Origin of the sequence: Allobosea sp. Tri-44 (assembly GCF_004123845.1) — a bacterium.
Classification (GTDB): Bacteria; Pseudomonadota; Alphaproteobacteria; order Rhizobiales; family Beijerinckiaceae; genus Allobosea.
The window spans coordinates 193160-211647 of the sequence record NZ_NBDP01000042.1 but is presented as its reverse complement, the minus strand read 5'-3'; the positions used below and the strand labels follow the sequence as shown (position 1 = coordinate 211647).

General features: G+C 66.2%; 19 protein-coding genes. 6 read left to right on the top strand and 13 right to left on the bottom strand.

The features are described 5' to 3' along the window. The 5 genes from B6S44_RS24325 to B6S44_RS24305 form a co-directional block, all read right to left on the bottom strand. Window positions 1-2268 carry a chemotaxis protein CheA gene (locus tag B6S44_RS24325; RefSeq protein WP_129159452.1) on the bottom strand — a complete coding sequence of 756 codons (2268 nt, stop codon included), beginning with the start codon at window positions 2266-2268 and terminating at the stop codon, window positions 1-3. Between the two features lie 8 nt (window positions 2269-2276). Continuing rightward, a complete protein-coding gene (locus tag B6S44_RS24320) occupies window positions 2277-2636 on the bottom strand; it encodes a response regulator (RefSeq protein WP_126109519.1) in 360 nt (119 codons plus the stop codon). A 7-nt stretch (window positions 2637-2643) separates the two neighbouring features. Beyond that, a complete protein-coding gene (locus B6S44_RS24315; RefSeq protein ID WP_129159451.1) occupies window positions 2644-2925 on the bottom strand; it encodes an STAS domain-containing protein in 282 nt (93 codons plus the stop codon). A gap of 115 nt (window positions 2926-3040) precedes the next feature. Beyond that, window positions 3041-3508: a response regulator gene (locus B6S44_RS24310; protein WP_110488886.1), complete on the bottom strand. Its 468-nt coding sequence runs from the start codon at window positions 3506-3508 to the stop codon at window positions 3041-3043. A 67-nt stretch (window positions 3509-3575) separates the two neighbouring features. After that, window positions 3576-5030, bottom strand: coding sequence for a methyl-accepting chemotaxis protein (locus B6S44_RS24305; RefSeq protein ID WP_129159450.1), 1455 nt, complete (start codon window positions 5028-5030; stop codon window positions 3576-3578). Window positions 5031-5205: 175 nt separating this feature from the next. Here B6S44_RS24305 and B6S44_RS24300 point away from each other — a divergent pair, with 175 nt between their 5' ends. The 4 genes from B6S44_RS24300 to B6S44_RS24285 all read left to right on the top strand — a co-directional run bounded on the left by B6S44_RS24300 (window position 5206) and on the right by B6S44_RS24285 (window position 9158). Then, a complete protein-coding gene (locus B6S44_RS24300; RefSeq protein WP_129159449.1) occupies window positions 5206-6081 on the top strand; it encodes a LysR substrate-binding domain-containing protein in 876 nt (291 codons plus the stop codon). Between the two features lie 144 nt (window positions 6082-6225). Beyond that, entirely contained in the window at window positions 6226-7410 is a 1185-nt protein-coding gene (metC, locus tag B6S44_RS24295; RefSeq protein WP_129159448.1) for a cystathionine beta-lyase, read from the top strand. A 92-nt stretch (window positions 7411-7502) separates the two neighbouring features. Then, window positions 7503-8522, top strand: a complete 1020-nt coding sequence (locus B6S44_RS24290; RefSeq protein WP_129159447.1) for an amino acid ABC transporter substrate-binding protein — start codon at window positions 7503-7505, stop codon at window positions 8520-8522. A 189-nt stretch (window positions 8523-8711) separates the two neighbouring features. After that, the gene (locus tag B6S44_RS24285; protein ID WP_129159446.1) at window positions 8712-9158 is read left to right on the top strand and encodes a hypothetical protein; all 447 of its coding nucleotides are present in this window, start codon (window positions 8712-8714) and stop codon (window positions 9156-9158) included. 241 nt (window positions 9159-9399) lie between these two features. On the opposite strand, the gene B6S44_RS24280 is transcribed toward B6S44_RS24285, so the two are convergent. The 4 genes from B6S44_RS24280 to B6S44_RS24265 all read right to left on the bottom strand — a co-directional run bounded on the left by B6S44_RS24280 (window position 9400) and on the right by B6S44_RS24265 (window position 12567). Beyond that, entirely contained in the window at window positions 9400-10533 is a 1134-nt protein-coding gene (locus B6S44_RS24280; protein ID WP_129159445.1) for an acyltransferase family protein, read from the bottom strand. Window positions 10534-10999: 466 nt separating this feature from the next. Next, the gene (locus tag B6S44_RS24275) at window positions 11000-11455 is read right to left on the bottom strand and encodes a MerR family transcriptional regulator (RefSeq protein ID WP_129159444.1); all 456 of its coding nucleotides are present in this window, start codon (window positions 11453-11455) and stop codon (window positions 11000-11002) included. 117 nt (window positions 11456-11572) lie between these two features. Beyond that, window positions 11573-12220 (bottom strand): hypothetical protein, encoded by a 648-nt coding sequence (locus B6S44_RS24270; RefSeq protein ID WP_129159443.1) that lies wholly within the window; start codon window positions 12218-12220, stop codon window positions 11573-11575. A 62-nt stretch (window positions 12221-12282) separates the two neighbouring features. Beyond that, window positions 12283-12567, bottom strand: coding sequence for a metal-sensing transcriptional repressor (locus B6S44_RS24265; RefSeq protein WP_110489659.1), 285 nt, complete (start codon window positions 12565-12567; stop codon window positions 12283-12285). 111 nt (window positions 12568-12678) lie between these two features. On the opposite strand from B6S44_RS24265, the gene B6S44_RS24260 reads away from it, so the two are divergent. Both B6S44_RS24260 and B6S44_RS24255 read left to right on the top strand, forming a co-directional pair. Continuing rightward, the gene (locus B6S44_RS24260; RefSeq protein WP_164985945.1) at window positions 12679-13233 is read left to right on the top strand and encodes a GNAT family N-acetyltransferase; all 555 of its coding nucleotides are present in this window, start codon (window positions 12679-12681) and stop codon (window positions 13231-13233) included. A gap of 137 nt (window positions 13234-13370) precedes the next feature. Next, complete coding sequence (locus B6S44_RS24255) at window positions 13371-14561, top strand: nickel/cobalt efflux transporter (protein ID WP_129159441.1); 1191 nt, start codon at window positions 13371-13373, stop codon at window positions 14559-14561. A 43-nt stretch (window positions 14562-14604) separates the two neighbouring features. Here B6S44_RS24255 and B6S44_RS24250 read toward each other — a convergent pair whose 3' ends face one another. The 4 genes from B6S44_RS24250 to B6S44_RS24235 are packed head-to-tail and all read right to left on the bottom strand — an operon-like array spanning window position 14605 to window position 18425. Continuing rightward, a complete protein-coding gene (locus tag B6S44_RS24250) occupies window positions 14605-15573 on the bottom strand; it encodes an ABC transporter ATP-binding protein (RefSeq protein WP_129159440.1) in 969 nt (322 codons plus the stop codon). Continuing rightward, window positions 15570-16619: an ABC transporter ATP-binding protein gene (locus tag B6S44_RS24245; protein ID WP_129159439.1), complete on the bottom strand. Its 1050-nt coding sequence runs from the start codon at window positions 16617-16619 to the stop codon at window positions 15570-15572. The genes B6S44_RS24250 and B6S44_RS24245 overlap by 4 nt, the downstream gene beginning before the upstream one ends. Further along, window positions 16616-17491 (bottom strand): ABC transporter permease, encoded by an 876-nt coding sequence (locus B6S44_RS24240; RefSeq protein WP_129159438.1) that lies wholly within the window; start codon window positions 17489-17491, stop codon window positions 16616-16618. Before B6S44_RS24240 ends, B6S44_RS24245 begins: the two co-directional genes overlap by 4 nt. After that, window positions 17481-18425: an ABC transporter permease gene (locus tag B6S44_RS24235; protein ID WP_129159437.1), complete on the bottom strand. Its 945-nt coding sequence runs from the start codon at window positions 18423-18425 to the stop codon at window positions 17481-17483. The genes B6S44_RS24240 and B6S44_RS24235 overlap by 11 nt, the downstream gene beginning before the upstream one ends. Window positions 18426-18488 lie beyond the last annotated feature (63 nt).

Genomic DNA, 18488 nt, shown 5'->3' with positions numbered 1-18488 from the left:
TCATCCAGCCAGTTTGAGTTCGGGAACGGGTTGGCGGACGCCCGATGCGGCCAAGCGCAACATCGAGTCGACATCGAGGATGAGGGCGACGAGGCCGTCGCCCAGAATGGTCGCGGCGGAGGCGCCGTTGACCGTGCCGTAATTCGATTCGAGGCTCTTCACGACGACCTGCTGCTGGCCGACGATCTCGTCGACGGCGATGCCGACATTGCCGCCGCGCTCGGTCTCCGCGATGATGATGATGTTCTCGTCGCGCGTGCCGGCCGAGCCCATCACGGCCCCGAGCCGGTGGAGCGGCGTGATCTCGCCGCGCCAGCGCAGCACTTCCTGGCCGAAGGTCAGGTGCTCGATCGGCGTGTTGGCGAGGTGCTGGGTCTCGATCACGCTGGCGATCGGGATGACGTAGCGGTCGTCGCCACAGCGGATCACCATGCCTTCGAGCACGGCGAGCGTCAGCGGCAAAGCGAGCGTGAACTTGCAGCCGCGGCCGGGCTCGGAATCGACGCTGATACGGCCGCCGAGCGATTCGACATTGCGGCGGACGACATCCATGCCGACGCCGCGGCCGGAGATGTCGCTGACCGCGTCCGCCGTCGACAGGCCAGCGGCGAAGATCAGCTGATCGATCTCCTCCGGCGCGAGCTTCTCGTCGGCGCCGACAAGGCCACGGGACTTCGCCTTGGCCAGCAGCCTGTCGCGACCGATTCCGCGTCCGTCGTCGGTGACCGAGATGACGATGCGGCCGGCGCGATGCTCGGCGATCAGCTTGATTGTGCCTTCCGGGTGCTTGCCGGCGGCGATGCGCTCCTCCGGCGTCTCGACGCCGTGATCCATCGAATTGCGGATCATGTGGGTCAGCGGATCGGCCAGTTCCTCGATGATCGTCTTGTCGACCTCGGTGTTCTCGCCTTCGAGGACGAGCTTCACTTCCTTGCCGAGCGTCTGCGCGAGCTCGCGCACCAGGCGCGGCATGCGCTGGAAGACCGCCTTCACCGGCTGGGCGCGCACCGCCATGACGTGGTCCTGCAACTCGCGCGTCTGGCGCGACAGGGTCAGGATGCCTTCGGCGGTCTTGGCGTAGACGTCATAGGGCAGCGAGCGCACGCACTCGACCAGCATCGACTGGGTGATGACAATCTCGCCGACCAGGTTCATCAACCGGTCGATTCGATCGAGATCGACGCGGACGCTGACGGCCTGGCGCTGGCGGGCTGCGACGGTATCGTTGGCGGCGGGGCGCACCGGCGCACGCGGCGCCGCTGGGGCTGCGGCCACTGCGGCAGCGGCGACCGGAACCACGGCAGCGACGGGGTGAATGTCGGGCTCCGGCGCGGCATCGGCGCTCGGCCCGAGCCGGGCAAGGATCGCCGACAGGTCGGCAGCGACGCTTTGCGGCACCTCGGCCGGAACCGCGGGGGCGGTCTCGATCTCGGCATCCGCCAGGACCTCGACCTCGAACTCCTCATTGGCGAGGGTGAAGTCGAATTTCGAGACGATCTCCTCGGCCGACAATGCAGTCCGCAGCATCACCTCGAAGCGCATATGGCAATCGGTGACGTCGAGGGCCTCGAGTGGCGGGACATGGCTGAGATCGCAGGCGACCGAGACGATCTCCTCCGCCGGCAGGATGCCGATCGCCACGCGGGGCTCGATCACCCGGCGGAACAGGTCGGCTTCCGGTGTGATCTTGATGCGCACGTCATAGCCGAGCCTGCGGACCGGCGCAGCGACGACGGGCTCGTCGTCCCAGCCGTCATCCTCCTTGGCGGGCACCGCCGGTGCCGGCGCGCCCATCTTGGAGTCGACCAGGGCAAGGAGGTTGCCGAGTGCAGCAATGCCGGGCGGTGCATCGGCCGCGGGCGCGGCCGGAGCGGCCGACGGCGCCGCCTTGGCCTGCCCGACCTGCTCGAGCGCCGCGAGCAAATCGGGGCGCACCGGCGCGACCTCGTCGTTGCGCGCAGCGTTGACGAGATCGGAGACCGCATCCGAGCAGCGCAGGAACAGGGCGAATGGCGCATCCCCGAGCGCAACGCGGCCCGAGCGCAAATGGTCGAGCGCAGCTTCGAAGACATGTGCGAAGCCGACAAGGTCGGTGCAGCCGAAAGCGCCTGCGCCACCCTTGATCGAGTGGATGGCGCGGAAGGCGGCGTTGACGTCCTCGGGATCGGTCGAACCTTCATCGAGCAACTGGAGCTTTTGCTCCAGCGCGCCGAGGAGTTCATCGCATTCCTGGAAAAAAGTCTGCTTGAGTTCCGCCAACGGATCCATAGACCGCCTCAGTTCTGGTAGCGCGCGACGAGGCCGAGCAGGGTGTTGGGCTCGAACGGCTTGACCATCCAGGCGCTGGCGCCGGCGCGGCGGCCTTCCGCCTTGATCTCTGCGCCATTCTCGGTGGTCAGCACGATGATCGGCGTGTTCTGGCCTGCCGCTCGCGCGCGGCAGGCGCGCGTGAATTCGATGCCGTCCATGATCGGCATGTTGAGATCGGTGATGACGAGATCTGGCTTGAACTGGTCGAAACGCACCAGCCCCTCCTCGCCGTTCTCTGCCTCGGCCACTTCGTGGCCGGCATTGCGCAGCGTCATGCTGAGCAGGCTGAGCAGGGTCTTGGTATCGTCGATCGCGAGGATCTTCATCGCGGCATCACTCCAGAACGAGGGCGCTTTGGGCCGGGTCGAACCCGATCGCCTGAAAGGACTGGCGGCATTCTTCGGACACCGCCTTGAGCGTGACGCTGAGTCCGCGCGCCTTGGCGCTGGTCGCAGCCGCATGCATGAGCTGAATCCACAGGCTCGGGAACGGGCCGGCCTCGGCGCACTCGACTGCGATGCTTTCCTTCTGCTCCAGCGCGACGAGGAGCTGATTGCGGAACGCAGCAGCCTCTGATCGGCCGAGGAAAGGCGGAAGGGAGACGGTGATGACCACGGCGGCGCGCCCTGTGACTGGTGACTAGGCAGAATCTGCAGGATTAGTAAAAATTTCGCTAAGCTCGCGCTGTCGCGGGAAGGATTATGGCCATTCCGGGGCAACAATTCCTGCTTCAGAACAGGCTGTTGCTGATCGCGCGCGGCACCAGCGTGATGGCGCCGTTCGCTTCCTTGTACTTGCGCGGCACGTTGATGATGCCGGACAGGTGCAGCCAGAGATTATTGGGCGAGATCGGCTTCACGATGATCTCGTGCGCGCCGAGCTTGGCGGCTTGCACCACCGAGCGCCGGTCGGGCTTCTCCATCATCACCAACACCGGCGCCTTGGCGAAGGGCGAGGTCTTGAACGAGCGGATCGAGGCCAGGCATTTCAGGCTGTCGCCATCGGGCAGGTCCCAGTCCAGCATCACGATGTTGGGCTGCTTCTGGATGAAGGTCGTCGCGGCGGTGGAGAGGTCGGCCGCCTCGAAGACGCGTTGCAGCTGCGCTTGGTAGAGCATGGTGCGGATGATCCGCCGATAGTGCGGGCTGGGATCGATCAGCAGCACCGAGAGATTGGGGAAGGATGGCGCGATATGCATGTCAGCAACTCGAAACGCGTACTCAACACGACACTGGAGACGACCGCTCCGGTTCCCCTACCGCCTCTCAGACACTGAGCCCGAACCGGACCCCGCCCCAGTGGCGGCCCCGGACGAAGATCGGCGCCGACAGGTCTTCCATCACCAGGAAATTGCCGCCGCCCATGTCGCGCCGGTAGGTCTGGAGCAGGAACGGTTTCTGGTTGCGCGCCGCAGCAAGCCCGGTGCGATCGTTGAAGATCCGGCGGTTGCGGCAATTGGCGTTGTTCCAGACCGGGTCCGATCCCTGCGGCTGCGAATATTTGCGGTTGTGCGTCGGCAGGTAGCCATTGCGGTCGATGGCTGCGCAGAAGACGATGCGCTTGTTCACCGTCAGCAACCTCTCCTGCACCGGCGGTAGCAATCGGTCGGTCAAGGCCGTGAAGCGGCTCATGAACTGCTGGGGATCGCTGCCCGGGACCGGCCGGTAGGCCTCGTCGAACAGCTCGGCCAGGCCGACCTCGCCCTTCGCCACGGCCTGCTCGAACAGGTCTGAGATCGTCGCTGCCGCTTCGACGGCAATCTCGATCATGTCCGATTGCGGCGTGCGCACGCCGGAGCCCGCGATCGCGCCGAGAATCGCCTCGCTGGTCGAGACCAGCGACGCCCCTCGCCGTGCCGCGACCTCGAGGTTGCGGCCAGACTGATCGACGCCCGCCGCCAAATCCTTCAGTTCGTTGCCGACCTGCGCGAAGGCGACGGCGTTCTCGCGCGCAGGCGTCGAGATCGAGTCGATCTCGCTGATCAGCCCGACCACCGAGCGACCGAAATGATCGAGTTCGCCGATCTGCTGCGAAATGCCCTGGCTCTCCTCGCTGGCGCGCCGGGCGGCCTGCGCATTCGCCTCGCTCTGCTTCGCAAGCTGGTCGACGGTCGCGACCAGCGCGTCGAGCTGCTTGGCGCTCGCCGAGGTGGCGTCTCGGGTCTGCTCGGCGAGCTGCTTCACCGCCGCGGCGATCACGGCAAAGCCACGGCCGGCGACACCGCTGCGCGCGGCCTCGACGCCGGCATTGATCGACAGCAGCTGGATTTCGCGCGTGATCGTCTGGATCGCTTCGCTGGCCTCCCGGACCTTGTGCGCCCGGCTCACCGCTTCGTTCAGCGCCTGCGAGATCGACTGCGCGCCATCGGACAGTTCGGCGATATCGTTCTGCGCCGCATTGAGGCCCTGCCGGACCGCTCCGGTGACGCGTTCGAGCCCGCTCTTGACCACGGACGCCGCCTCCTGGGCGGCCTCGGCAGAATGCTGGATCGCCTTATTGGAGCGCGACACCTGATCGACCGAGGCGACCATGCGGTGCAACCCGTCTGTCTGCCTGTCGAGCTCGGCATTGACGTCGCCGATACGTCCCGACATATCGGTGATCTCGGCGCTGAGCTTGCCGAAACGCTCGGCGATCTCGCGCACGGCCTGAGCCGCAGCCCCTGCGCTCGGCGCATCCTCATTGGCAGGATCAGGCAGCTTCAGGGCCTGTGCGTGCATTGACGCTGCGCTTTCATCTTGGAGTTCTGCCCGGCGACCCTACGGAAACAGGGTAAACCCGCGGTTAAGGGGGATCCTTCCGTAAAATCGCGTCCCGGGCCCGTGTTCGCGCGGTTCCCTCCGCCCGGCACCACGACTAGGCTGCCGTCGTACGACAGCCTGGGGCGCGCACCGCTTGAACAGCCGACAACTCGAAACCTTCGCCGCGGTGATGAAGGCCGGCACGATCTCGCGCGCCGCCGAGCTCCTCGGTGTCACCCAGCCCGGAGTCAGCCGCGCCATCGCCGAGCTCGAACGCTCGCTCGGCTTCATGCTGTTCGACCGCATCCGCAACCGCATCGTCGCGACACCCGAGGGCAAGCTGTTCTACGCCCAGGTCCAGGCCTCCTTCCTCGGCATGGACACGCTTCGCGCCACCGCCGCCCGCATCCGCGACCACGGCGCCGGGCAACTGCGCATCGGCTCGCTCTCGGCGCTCGGCTCCTCGCTGGTACCTCGGGCGGTGCGCCGCTTCCGCGACAGGCGCCCGGACATCGCGGTGACGCTGATGGTCTTGCCCTCGCGCGACGTCCGTGACGGGGTCGCCTCAGGCGCCTTCGACATCGGCCTCGCCGCCGACGAGATCGACACATCCGGCGTCCTCCACCAACCCTTCGTCCAGCCGCGGGCGCTCTGCGCCATGCCGCTCGGCCATCCGCTGGCGGGAAAGGAGGTGATCGGCCCGGCCGATCTCGATGGCGTCCCCTTCATCGCCTATGTCCCGGAGGACCGCGCCCGCCAGCGGCTAGACCGCATCTTCGACGAGGCCGGCGTCAAGCCGCGTGTCGTGGTCGAGACGATCTATGCGGCGACGGTCTGCTCCCTGGTTGCCGAAGGGGTCGGCATCGGCCTGGTCAGCCCCTATGCGGTCGCCGGCGCCGATCCGTCACGGATGGTGCTGCGCCCGTTCGAGCCGGAGGTGCAGAGCCGCAGCCTGCTGATCCTGCCGCTCGACCGACCGAAATCGCAGCTGGTGCGCGATTTCATCGACTGCCTGATGGAAGTCCGCTAGCGCGCATTCCGTTCGACCGAAATCGGTCGAACGACAAGAATTCGCGCAAGACTGGAAATCATAACATTCAGGCATCGAGCCATAAGTTTTCGCTGATAGCCGGCAGGGCGCCGCGGAGGGAACATGCCCTTCAAAGGAGCCCCCATGCACGACACCACCCGCAGCGTTCACCATCCGGCCGTCAACGAGGAGGGCTATGCCAGCCTGACGGTGCCGACCCACCGTGCCTCGACCATCGTCTACCCCGATGCGGCGAGCTTCTTCGCCCGCAGGCATCGCGGCTTCGACGGCTACACCTACGGGCTGCACGGCACCCCGACGACCCGCACGCTGGAGGCCCAGCTCACCGCCCTGCATGGCGGCGTACGCACGGTGCTCGTCCCCTCCGGCCAGGCGGCGGTCACCATCGTCATGCTCTCGGTGCTGCTGCCAGGCGACAAGGTGCTGATCCCCGATCAGGTCTACCAGCCGGTGCGCAGCTTCTGCGACGAGTACCTGAAGCCGCGCGGCATCGACTACGACGTCTACGACCCGCTGATCGGGGCCGGCATCGCCGGACTGATCGACGAGCGGGTCAAGCTGGTCTGGGTCGAATCGCCGGGTTCGAACACGATGGAGGTGCAGGACGTGCCGGCCATCGTGAAGGCGGCGAAGGCGAAGGGTGTGCTCGTCGGCTGCGACAACACCTGGGCAACGCCGCTGATCTTCAAGCCTTTGGCGCATGGCGCCGATTTCGCCTGTGAGGCGCTGACCAAATATGTCGGCGGCCATTCCGATCTGCTGCTCGGCTCGGTCACCGTCGCCGATCTCGGCTTGCGCGAGAAGCTGAAGGAGACACTGCGCGGCTTCGGCGTCGGCGTCTCGCCCGACGAATGCCAGCTCGCTCTGCGCGGCCTCGAAACCCTGGCGTTGCGCCTTGCCCATATGGGCGAGGTCTCCGAGGATTTCGCCCGGCGCCTCACCTGCTCGCCCGCGGTCGAGACGGTGCTGCATCCTGCCCTGCCCTCCTGCCCCGGCCATGAATTCTGGAAGCGCGACATGGGCCGCTCCTCCGGCGTGTTCAGCGTCGTGCTGAAGCCCGCGCCCGACGCCCTGTTCGAAGCAGCGCTGAGCGCGCTCAAGGTCTTCGCCATCGGCGCTTCCTGGGGCGGTACGCGCAGCCTGATCGCGCCGTTGGCACTCGACGGCGAGCGCACCGTTGCGCCTTGGCCTTATCCGGGTCCGGCACTGCGCATCAGCATCGGCCTCGAGGATCCGGACGACCTCTGGAACGATCTCGACGCGCTGCTGATCGCGCTGGAACAGCCGGCGGCCGCCAAGGTCGCCTGAGACAGGAAGACTGAAGACGACGAACGCGGCGGAGGCAGCGCTTCCGCCGCGGCGGGAGAGCTTTGCCTGAAAACAACAACAGGGGATCAACGATGAAACGGATTTTGCTTCGCCTGACGGCTGCGCTGGCACTGGCCGCCGGCTTCGCCGCGCCCGCCGACGCCAACACGCTCAAGATGATCCGCGACCGCGGCAAGATCATCTGCGGCACCAGCCCCGGCGTTGCCGGCTTCTCGACGCAGGATGCCAATGGCCGCTGGCAGGGTTTCGACATCGACATCTGCCGGGCGCTCGCCGCCATCATCTTCAACGACACCGAGAAGGCCGGCTTCGTCTCTCTGACCTCGAAGGACCGGCTGATCGCTTTGCAGGCCGGCGAGATCGACGTCCTGCCGCGCACCACGACCTGGACGCTGTCGCGCAATGCCGGCCAGGGCGTCACCTTCACCACCGTCAACTACTATGATGGCCAGGGCTTCATGGTCTCGAAGAAGCTCGGCGTTTCCTCCGCCGCCCAGCTCGGCGGCGCTTCGGTCTGCGTCGCCCAGGGCACCACCAGCGAGCTCAACCTCGCCGACTATTTCCGCAAGCTCGGGATGAAGTACGAGGCGGCCGCCTTCGGCACATCGGAGGAGGCGCTGAAAGCCTACGAATCCGGCCGCTGCGACGCCTACACGACCGACATCTCCGCGCTCTCGGCTGTCCGGATGAAGCTGCAGGACCTCGACGATCACGTCATCCTGCCTGAAGTGGTCTCCAAGGAGCCGCTCGGCCCCTGGGTGCGCACTGGCGACGAGACCTGGTTCAACCTGGTGCGCTGGACCGTGCTCGCTTTGATCAATGCCGAGGAGCTCGGCATCACCAAGGCCAACGTCCAGGAGATGCTGAAGTCCTCGAACCCGGAGGTGAAGCGCTTCCTCGGCCTCGACGGCAAAATGGGCGAAGCGATGGGCGTAACGAACGACTGGGTCGTGCGCGTCATCTCGGCCGTCGGCAATTACGGCGAGAGCTTCGAGCGCCATCTCGGCAAGAGCTCGCGCCTGCAGCTGGCCCGCGGTCCCAACGAGCTCTGGAGCAAGGGCGGCATCCAGTACAGCCCGCCGTTCCGCTGAGCATGTTCCGTAAAAGTGGTCACCACTTTTGCGGCGAGAACATGCTCAACCCTTTGATTTTGCGCGAATTCTCTTCGTTCAGCCGAGTCCGGCTGAACGGAAAGCGCGCTAGGCGGCGAGGCGGGCGCACGGAACTGCCGGGCGTCCCGGCAGTTGTAGACTCCGTTGCATCACCAAGGAGTACTGACCGTGCCCGCCATCAAATCCCTCTTCGCCGGCGCTGCTGCGCTTGCCCTCGTCACAGGCACGGCCGTGGCCCAGCCCCGCACGCTCGGCCCACAGACCGGCACGGTCAAGATCGAGCAGATCTCCGTCGCCTTCATCGCCTCCGGCGAGCTCGGCGGCGGCACCTTCACCTATCGCGGCCGCTCCTATCCGATCTCGGTCGGTGGGCTCGGCATCGGCGGCATTGGCGCAGCGCGCGTCGTCGCGAGCGGGCGCGTCTACGGCCTGACAACCCGCAATGACCTTGCCGGCCCCTACGTCCAGCTCAAGGAAGGCTGGGCCGTCGGCCGCGCCGGCCAGGGCCGCGTCTGGCTCAAGAACGACAAGGGCGTGACCCTCAGCCTCGACACCCGCCGCCAGGGCCTGCAGGCGACGATCGGCGCCGACGGTGTGTTGATCGCGTTCAAGTAAGGCGGACAGCCCGCACAGGATTGAAGACAGCGGCCGGAGAACCCCGGCCGCTTTTTTTTGCGGTGTCGGTGACCGATGCGGGCTCGGTTGCCCCGACCATGCCCCTCCTTCACACTGCCGCCAGGCCTGCATCTCAACTCACGAGATGCGGCCAGCTATGAAGGAATTCATTCTGATGCTCTGGGCACAGAAAAACCCGGGCAAAGCGGGTGGTTTTGGCGGTTAGACTGGAAGGTAATGTTTATGCGGCTTGCCTGACCGGCTGCTCCGCAGCGGCGAATTTCGTCGCCACCAATTTGCCCTTGTTGCGCAGTGGCGTTTCAAAGAAACGGTAATTGAGATCAGCCAAGGCAACCATCAGAAGCGCTGCAACTGCGCATAACACTGCGGGCGAAAGCGTCTCGACGGAGAACAGCCGAGCTTGCGTTTCCCGGATGAACCAAAAGACGGGGTTGTGAATGAGATAAAGGGCGAAAGACCTCTCTCCGATCCAAACAAGTACCGTCCGTAAAATGCCGGAGGCGAACAAATAGCTTTTATCGTAAGAGGCAATCAGCACCAACAATCCAGATACGCCGACCACGACTGATGGATAGAACGAAACCAAACCCGTTGATCCCGGCACGATGACGATCGCCGAGATAAGAAACACGGCAGCGAACAACCGCGCAGGCCGTGAGGTAAATAACCGAGGCTCGACTAGCGCGTACACTTCGCTGGAACGGAAAATCGCGAGCAAAACTCCTAAACTGATGCCGTCAATCCGGGTAAACCAGATCATCGTTGTTCTAGGAACGAAGAGATAAATAACAATAATTACTGACAGGCACAACACCATGTATCGGCGCGGCAAAAGCAAAACAAATGGAAAACAGAAGTAAAACTGCTCCTCTAGAGAAAGGCTCCAGTATACCCCGTTGCTCCCGCACCAAACATCAGGCACGACACATTTCGCGAAGTGGAAGTTCGCGATATTCAGAACGACGGCGATAAAATCTCCTAAGCCCCCTCGAACCCCGCCAAAAACCTGCGTGGAGTTGTAGGTGGTAGCAAGGACAATAACGATGATCAGCCAAAGCCAGCTACTGGGGAGGATCCGATAGAATCGCCTGATCCAAAACGCAACGACAAGCCGCCAATAAGCACTCTTGTCGCCCACGACCTTGGTGAACTGGCCCACATAGGCCGACGCGATCACATACCCCGAGATCACGAAGAACAGATCGACGCCGCCGAAAAAGGCTAGAACCCTTGCGAATGGCGCCTCTTTCCACCCCAGCAGCTCGCCCCCGTGGCCGATAATGACGATGATAACGGCGACCGCTCGAAGAGCCTCTATCTCTGCGTTCCTGCCGGAAGCATGGAAGCTCAACATAAATGTCCCACAGCGAAGGCCCCGTGCTGGAAGTCCTAATGCCTCAGCCGCGGAAAGGGAAGTTCAGATCAGGCCTTCAGTTCTTCAACAACAATCGTCGCAAATCGGGAGCGCCCAGCGAAGCACGCCGTCGCAAAACTCCTTCCGGGGCAGGGCTAGAACAACCTCGGAATCCGGCGCGGGGATGAGTTCAAAAGAAGGAATACCATATGGATAGCAATTCAAATGGTGGGCCGGGCCGGACAAATCTGCGAACACGTATACGATTGAAATCGCTATATAAATCACACGACGAAGATCGCCAGGCCGAGCGAGAAACCGAGCACCGTGACGAAGCCGAGCGGAATCTCCTTCAGCTGACGCCGGCCGCTTGTGAGAGCAGACATGGCAGCGTAGATCGCGTCTCCAACGCTATGCCTTACACGGACCACAAAAAGCCAGCGACGCTCCGATTGAGCGCCGGCGGTCAGTAGGGTTGTCTTTCCGCACTGACGCTGGCGCGGGCGTGATCGTGCTGGCACTGATCGTGGTCGGCGAGCACCTCGATGATGCGGCAATCGCTGATGCGACCGTGCTGACCTTCGTGGACCATGCGCCGCAACTCGCCCCGCAGCGCCTGGAGCTGGCTGATGCGCAGCTCGATCTGGTCGAGATGGCGCTTGGCGATCCCGTGGACGCTCTCGCATGAGGACTGCGGCTCGTCATACATGGCGAGCAGGGCGCGGATGTCGTCGATCTCGAAGCCGAGTTCGCGGGAATGGCGAATGAAGCGCAGCCGCTTGACGTCGTCGCCGCTATAGTAGCGGCGGTTGCTGCTCGTGCGCCGAGGCACCTTCAGCAGGCCGATCTGCTCGTAGAAGCGGATCGTCGGGACCTTGACGCCGGTATCCTGGGATAGTTCGCCGATCGGCAGTTCATCCATGGCCACCTCCCACACGTCGCGGCAAGGCAAAAACCTTGCCGCATCCCATTCCTTTTGCGGGCCTGGCGCAACGCCGGAAGACGAGCGCCGCGGGGCCGATGCACCCGTCCGAGGGCCTCAGGCAGCCGGGACGATCGGGATGCTGCGGACCTGCTCGCCCGCCACCCCCTTCACCGTGAGCCGGGCGCAGGTCGCATCCTTGATCTTGCCCCCGACGATCAGCGTTTCGCCGCTGGAGCCGGATTCGGTCGCAAGGTTCCGGATCTGGTAGTCCTCGGCTCGCGGCCCCACGGCCTGCGCGACGACGGTGGTTGGGGCAGGCGCACTTGCCGGCTTGCCGTCCCGCAGGAAGGCGAGCTGCCAGCGCGTCGGATCGATCCAGCTCAATTCGATATCGAGACCGCCATCGAAGCGCGCGAGCGCACCACCGTTCGGCCCTGGCGCTGGCGCGATGGCTACGGCTCCCGGCAGCAGCGATTCCCGTGTGTGGAAATGGTCACCGTGGAGGACGCGCACCCGCGCCCGGTAGGCGCCGGCGACATGGCCGCTCGCCTTGACGCGGGAGCCGTTGCTGCCGGCCGAAACAGCGAGCGGGTGGATGCGGCCCGAGGCGTCGATGGCATCCACCTCGACCTCGGCGAGCGGCGGAGCCTTGTAGCCGGCGACGCCCGCCTCGCTGAAGACGAGCTCCCAGGCATCAGGGCCGACGGTGACGATGTCGACCATCTGGCCGTGGCCCATATGGATTGAGGCAGGCTGCGACATGAGTGCTCTCCTCTGCAGTCTTAAGGCCGGCGGTAGCCCGCCGGCCGGGGGCTGGCATGCCGTCAGAGGAATTTGGTGACGGCTTTGAATTCCTTGAGCAGTTCGCGGGCGTCGGCCGGAACGTGGCCGGCGGCTTCCTCGAGGCAGTGGTCGATATGCTCCTGGATCAGGATCTTGCGGGCATTGGCGATGGCGCTTTCGACCGCCTGGAGCTGCTGGGCGATCTCCAGGCAGGAGCGAACATTGATCACCATGTCGATCGTCGAGCGCAGATGCCCCTCTGCCCGCTTCAGCCGGGTGATGATCTCGGGGTGGCGCTGATGATGGATGTGCTCGTGCGGTTCCATTTTTGGCTTGATCCTATCCTGGGGGAGGGGATATAACATTTCTCGCCAACCGGCAAGATGGACGTGGCCGGTGGCGTCGAGCAGCCTTCGCCAGCTGCGGAAATGAGACAGATGTCCGAGACCCGCCCCATGCTCGCGCTCGAGCAGCTTCCCGACCAGCCGGATGCCCGGCATGCCGAGGCGCGGGCCTTCTGCCTCGCGGTTATCAAGGAATACTACAGCACTGACTATCGGCCGGACTGGCATGCCGATCTCGATTCGTTGACCGCGGAGCCGGCGCGCTCCTGGTACAGCGCGCATAATCGCGGCGCGTTCTGGACCGTGCGGGATGCTGGGGACGCGATCGTCGCGACCGCCGGCCTCTATCATCTCGGCTGGAAGTCCAATCTCGCCGCGTACTTGGTGGCGCGCTATCCGCAGCCCGATCAGGTGCCGCAGCTCGTGCGTGTCTATGTCCGCGCCGACCAGCGCGGCCGGCGGATCGGTCGCTGGCTCAACGAGACCGCCGAAAGCGAGGCACACCGCCTCGGCTACGACACGCTCTATCTGCACGCCAGCGCCGATGCGCCGGCGACGCTCGGCTTCTGGCGCGGACGCGGCTATGCCGAGATCGTCGAGCGAGAGGCCTACATCCATTTCGACAAATCCTTGTCGAATTCCCCCTGACCGGGCCTGCGCCGGCAGGAGTCCGCGCGCCGCCTTCGGTCAGGACAAGCGAGGATCGGGCACCGCCATCCTCGGCCGACGGCCCCTTTGCGGGCGGGCGCGGCGATGTGGTGCCCGGCCGAACTGACGGGACCAACATGACCTCGTTCACGGAGCTGCTCCAGCAAGGCGTTGCCAACGCCTGGTTCTTTGTCCCCACCGCCATCTTGCTCGGCGCGCTGCACGGGCTCGAGCCCGGCCACTCTAAGACCATGATGGCGGCCTTCATCGTCGCGGTGCGCGGCACCGTCTTCCAGGCCGTGCTGCTCGGCCTCGCCGCGACAATCTCGCATACGGCGATCGTCTGGGGGATCGCGCTCGGCGGCATGTACCTGTTCAAGGGGCTCGACCCCGAAACCACCGAACCTTATTTCCAGCTCGTCTCCGCCGTCATCATCATCGCCATCGCCGCCTGGATGTTCCACCGGACCTGGCGTGACCAGCAGGAGGCCAAGCGCTATGCCCGCGAGGTCGAGGCTTACGAGCAGAACAAGGCGAAGGTGGCGCTGAGCCACCGCATCGACACCGGGCACGGCTTCATGGCGCTCGAGGTCACGCCGGAGAAGCCCGCGAACTTCCGCCTGACGGTGATCAGCGGCGACCAGTGGCAGGGCGAGTATGTGACGCTCACCACCGAGCGCCCCGACGGCAGCACCCAGCGCTTCACCTTCGTCGACCGCGACGGCTACATGGAATCGGTCGAGAAGGTGGCCGAGCCCTATGATTTCATGGTGCGGCTCAGCCTCGATCACGGCGACCACGAGCACGGCTACGACGTCTCCTTCCTGCAGGGCAGCGAGGGCGGCGATCCGCTGCACCGGCAGCAGAAGGGCCTTGAGCTCGCCAATGACGGCTACATGGACGCCCATGCGCTGTCGCATGCCAACGACATCCGCAAGCGCTTCGTCGGCCGCAATGTCACCACCTGGCAGATCGTCCTGTTCGGCCTCACCGGCGGTTTGATCCCCTGCCCTGCAGCGATCACCGTGCTGCTGCTCTGCATCCAGCTGCGCGAGTTCTCACTGGGGGCGGTGCTGGTGCTCTGCTTCTCGATCGGACTGGCGATCACGCTGGTCACGGTCGGTGCAGTGGCGGCAATCGGCGTGCGCCAGGCGACCAAGCGGGTCGGCTGGCTCTCGACCGCGGCCGCGCGGGCGCCCTATTTCTCCAGCGCGCTGATCATCCTGGTCGGGCTCTATACTGGCTGGCATGGCTGGAGCGGCCTGCAGGCGCAGCAGCAGGGCAAGCCGGCGGCTGCCGTTATAACGACCGCACCGAGCGCGGGCTGAGCATCGCGACCCGGAGCGCTTCGGCGTTCCGGGTACCGACTTTTCAGGTGAAATGGCAGCGGGCTGCGTGGCCGGCGGCCGGATCGAAGGCGGGATGGCTCTGCGCGCACAGAGCCACGGCCTGCGGGCAGCGGCCATGGAAGCGGCAACCCGAGGGCGGATTGAGCGGGCTCGGCGGCTCGCCGCGCAGCGCGACGCCGGCTGCCGAAAGGTCCGGATTATCGAGCATCGAGGCGGCGATGAGCGCGCGCGTATAGGGGTGGCGCGGATTGGCGAAGAGCTCGGCCGCCGGCGCGAGCTCGACGATCTCACCGAGATACATCACGGCGATGCGGTCGCAGAGCTCGCGCACGACGCGCAGGTCGTGCGAGATCATCAGCAGGGTCAGCCCGAAGCGGCGCTTGAGGTCGATCAGCAGGTTGAGGACCTGCGAGCGCAGCGAGGCGTCGAGCGCCGAGGTCGGCTCGTCGCAGACGAGCAGCTCGGGCTTCAGGATCAGAGCACGCGCGATCACGACGCGCTGAAGCTGGCCGCCCGAGCATTCGCGCGGCAGACGATCGTAGAAACTCTGGTCCAGCCCGACCTCGCGCAGCATGTCGAGGGCGATGGCCTGGCGCTGGCCGCGGTCACCGATACCGTGGGCGTGCAGCGGCGCTTCCAGGCTCTCGCCCAGCCGCATGCGCGGGTCGAGCGCGCCGAAGGGGTCCTGGAAGACGAGCTGGACCTTGCGGCGCAGCGCCTGCAGATCGGCTCCGGCGAGCCCGCCGATCTCGGTCCCGCCGATCCGAATCAGACCACTGTCGGCGCGGTCCATCCGCACCAGCAGCCGCGCCACCGTGCTCTTGCCGCAGCCGGATTCGCCGACGAGACCGAGCACTTCGCCTTTGGCGATCGAGAGCGAGACGTGATCGACCGAGTTCACGCGGCGGCCGCGCGTCAGCCAGCCGGGAGCCGGATAGGTCTTCACCATGTCACGGGCGTCGAGGAAGGCGGTGGCGGGTTGCAGGCTCATTGCTGTGCCTCCTCGGGCTCCGGCTTCACCGCCCAGCAGCGCGCCTTGTGCGAGCCGTGGCAGCAGGCGAGCGCCGGCTCGCTGCTGCAGCAGTCGTGATTATGCGCGCTCTGGGCCGCGATGGCGCAGCGCGGCTGGAAGCGGCAGCCATGCGAGAGCTCGCGCGCCGAGATCGCGCTGCCCGGCAACGCCACCAGCCGGCCGCCGGCATCGCGCTTCAGCAGGGAGCACTCGACGAGGGCGCGGGTATAGGGGTGGCGCGGAGCCGAGAGGATCGCGCGCGCCGGCCCCTCCTCTATGACGCGGCCGGCATACATCACCGCGACCCGGTCGGCCAAGGCGGCGACGATGCCGAGATCGTGCGAGATCAGCAGCAGTGACATGCGCCGTTGCCGGCATTGCTCGTGGAGCAGGCGCAGGATCTGGGCCTGGACGGTGACGTCGAGCGCCGTGGTCGGCTCATCGGCGATGAGCAGGTCCGGATCGGCGCTGAGCGCCGCGGCGATCATCACGCGCTGCGCCATGCCACCCGAGAAGGCATAGGGGAAATCGCGGGCCCTCGCCTCGGGTGCCGGGATGCCGACCTCGCGGAAGAGCTCGACCACCCTCGCCCCGGCCGCCTCGCGCGACAGGCCACGATGCAGGCGCAGGCTTTCGGCGACCTGGTCGCCGACGCGGCAGGTCGGGTCGAGCATGGCCTGCGGCTGCTGGAAGATCATGCCGATGCGGTTGCCGCGCAGGCCGTCGAGGGCGCGCGGCCCCATCGCCAGCACGTCCTCGCCATCGAAACGGATACGGCCCCTGGTGATCTCGGCCGCGCGTGGCAGGAGCCGCGTGGCGGACAAGGCGGTCAGGCTCTTGCCGGAACCGGATTCACCCACCAGCGCGACGATCTCGCTGCGGCGAATCTCGAGGTTCATGCCCTCGATCACCGGCGCGGCGCGGCCGGACGGGCCGATCGCGACATGCAGGTCTTCGATCGCGAGCAAGGGCTCGGCCGGAGCGGCAGTGACCCGGCGCTCGGCGAGCGAGACGACGACGCTCATGGCTTGTCTCCCGTCTGCGAGAGTCCCTGCCCAATCCAGGTCACCGAGAGCGCGGTCAGGAAGATCGCCAGCCCGGGGCAGACGACCAGCAACGGCGCGCGCTCGATATAGGGCTGTGCTTCCGCCATCATCGCCGCCCAGTCGGCATGGGGCGGCTGGATGCCGAGGCCGATATAGGAGAGGCCGCCGACGGTGATCATCTTGTGGCCGAAGCGCAGGAAGGCCATCGCCGAGATCGGGCCGATCGCGTTCGGGATGATGTGGCGCAGGATGATGAAGCGGCGCGAGCAACCAAGAATCTCGGCGGCGCGGATATAGGGCTTGGCATTGATCTCGATGGCGAGTCCGCGGGCGAGGCGGGCGAAGGGGGTCCAGCCGACGATGGTCAGCGCCAGGATCAGCGTGCCGTAGCCGGGCCCGAGCAGCGCGACCAGGAAGATCGCCACCACGACCTCGGGGAAGGAGATCAGCAGGTCGACCGCGCGCATCGCGACCTCGTCGACCAAACCGCCCTTGCGGGCGCTGATCACCCCGATCAGCGTGCCGAAGACGACCGACAGGGTCAGCGTCACCGCGGCGATGACGACGGCGAAATGGCCGCCGACGAGGAGTCGGCTGAGCACGTCGCGGCCGAGATGGTCGGTGCCGAGCCAGTGCGCTTCGCTCGGTGGCTTCAAGCGGCGGATCAGTGCCTGCGCCGTCGGATCGTAGGGCGCAAGCGTAGGGCCGAGGCAGAGCGCCAAGGCGACCAGGAGCAGCAGCAGCGCGCCGGCGACGAGCGTCCAGTGCGGGCGGGAAAAGCGCGAGTGGCGCGGGCTCACCGGCGAGCGGGAGGGCGCGGCGGCATCCGGTAAAGCTGCTTCAAGCGCCATGGCTGTGCCTCAGGGCCGGATTGATGGCGAGATAGGCGAGATCGACCAGCGTGTTGATCACGACGGCGAGCGCGACGATGGCGACGAAGCCGGCCTGCAGGACGGGGATGTCCTTGTTGATCACCGCCTCGTAGATCAGCCGGCCCATGCCAGGGATGGCGAAGATGACCTCGACCACGACCGAGCCGCCGAGCAGGCCGGCGAGCCAGAGCGCAAAGAGGGTGATGACCGGCATGGCGCCATTGCGCAGGCCGTGGCGCATCACCGTCTGGGTCATGCCGAGGCCGCGGCTGCGGGCGGCCGTGATGTAGGGCGCGTCGAGCACGTCGATCATCGCGGCACGGATGATGCGGGTGAAATAGGCGAGCGGGCGCAGCGCCAGGACCAGTGCCGGCAGGACGAGCGAGGCCGGCCCGTCCCAGCCGGCCGATGGCAGCCAGCCGAGCCAGAGCGCGAAGATCAGGATGCCCATCGGCGCCATCCAGTATTCGGGAATGGCGATGAGGGTTTGGGTCAGCAGCGTCGCGGCGGTGTCGGCCCGGCCGCCGGGGCGCATCGCCGCCAGCGTGCCGAGCGGGGCCGAGACCAGGAGGGCGAGCAGCAGGGCCGAGAGCGCCAGCGTGATCGAGACGAGAAGCGCGCCGCCAAGCATGTCGCCGACCGGGGCGCGGCGGATGAAGGACAGGCCGAAATCGCCGCGCAGCGCGTCGCCGAGCCAGGCGAGGTACTGGATCGCCAGCGGCCGGTCGAGGCCGAGCTGGCGGCGCATCGCCTCGAGCGTGGCGGGGTCGACATTCGGGTCGGCGATGCGGGCGCGCAGGACCAGCAGGGCAGGATCGCCCTCGCCGATATAGGGGATCAGGAAGGCGACGACGGAGACCACGAACAGCGTCAGCAACAGGACGGTGCCGCGGCGGAGAGCGAAGTGCCACATCGGCTGGGCTCCTTGCGTTCTGGCGGCCGGGCGCCGTGCGGTGCGGCGCCCGGCGTCGTTCTT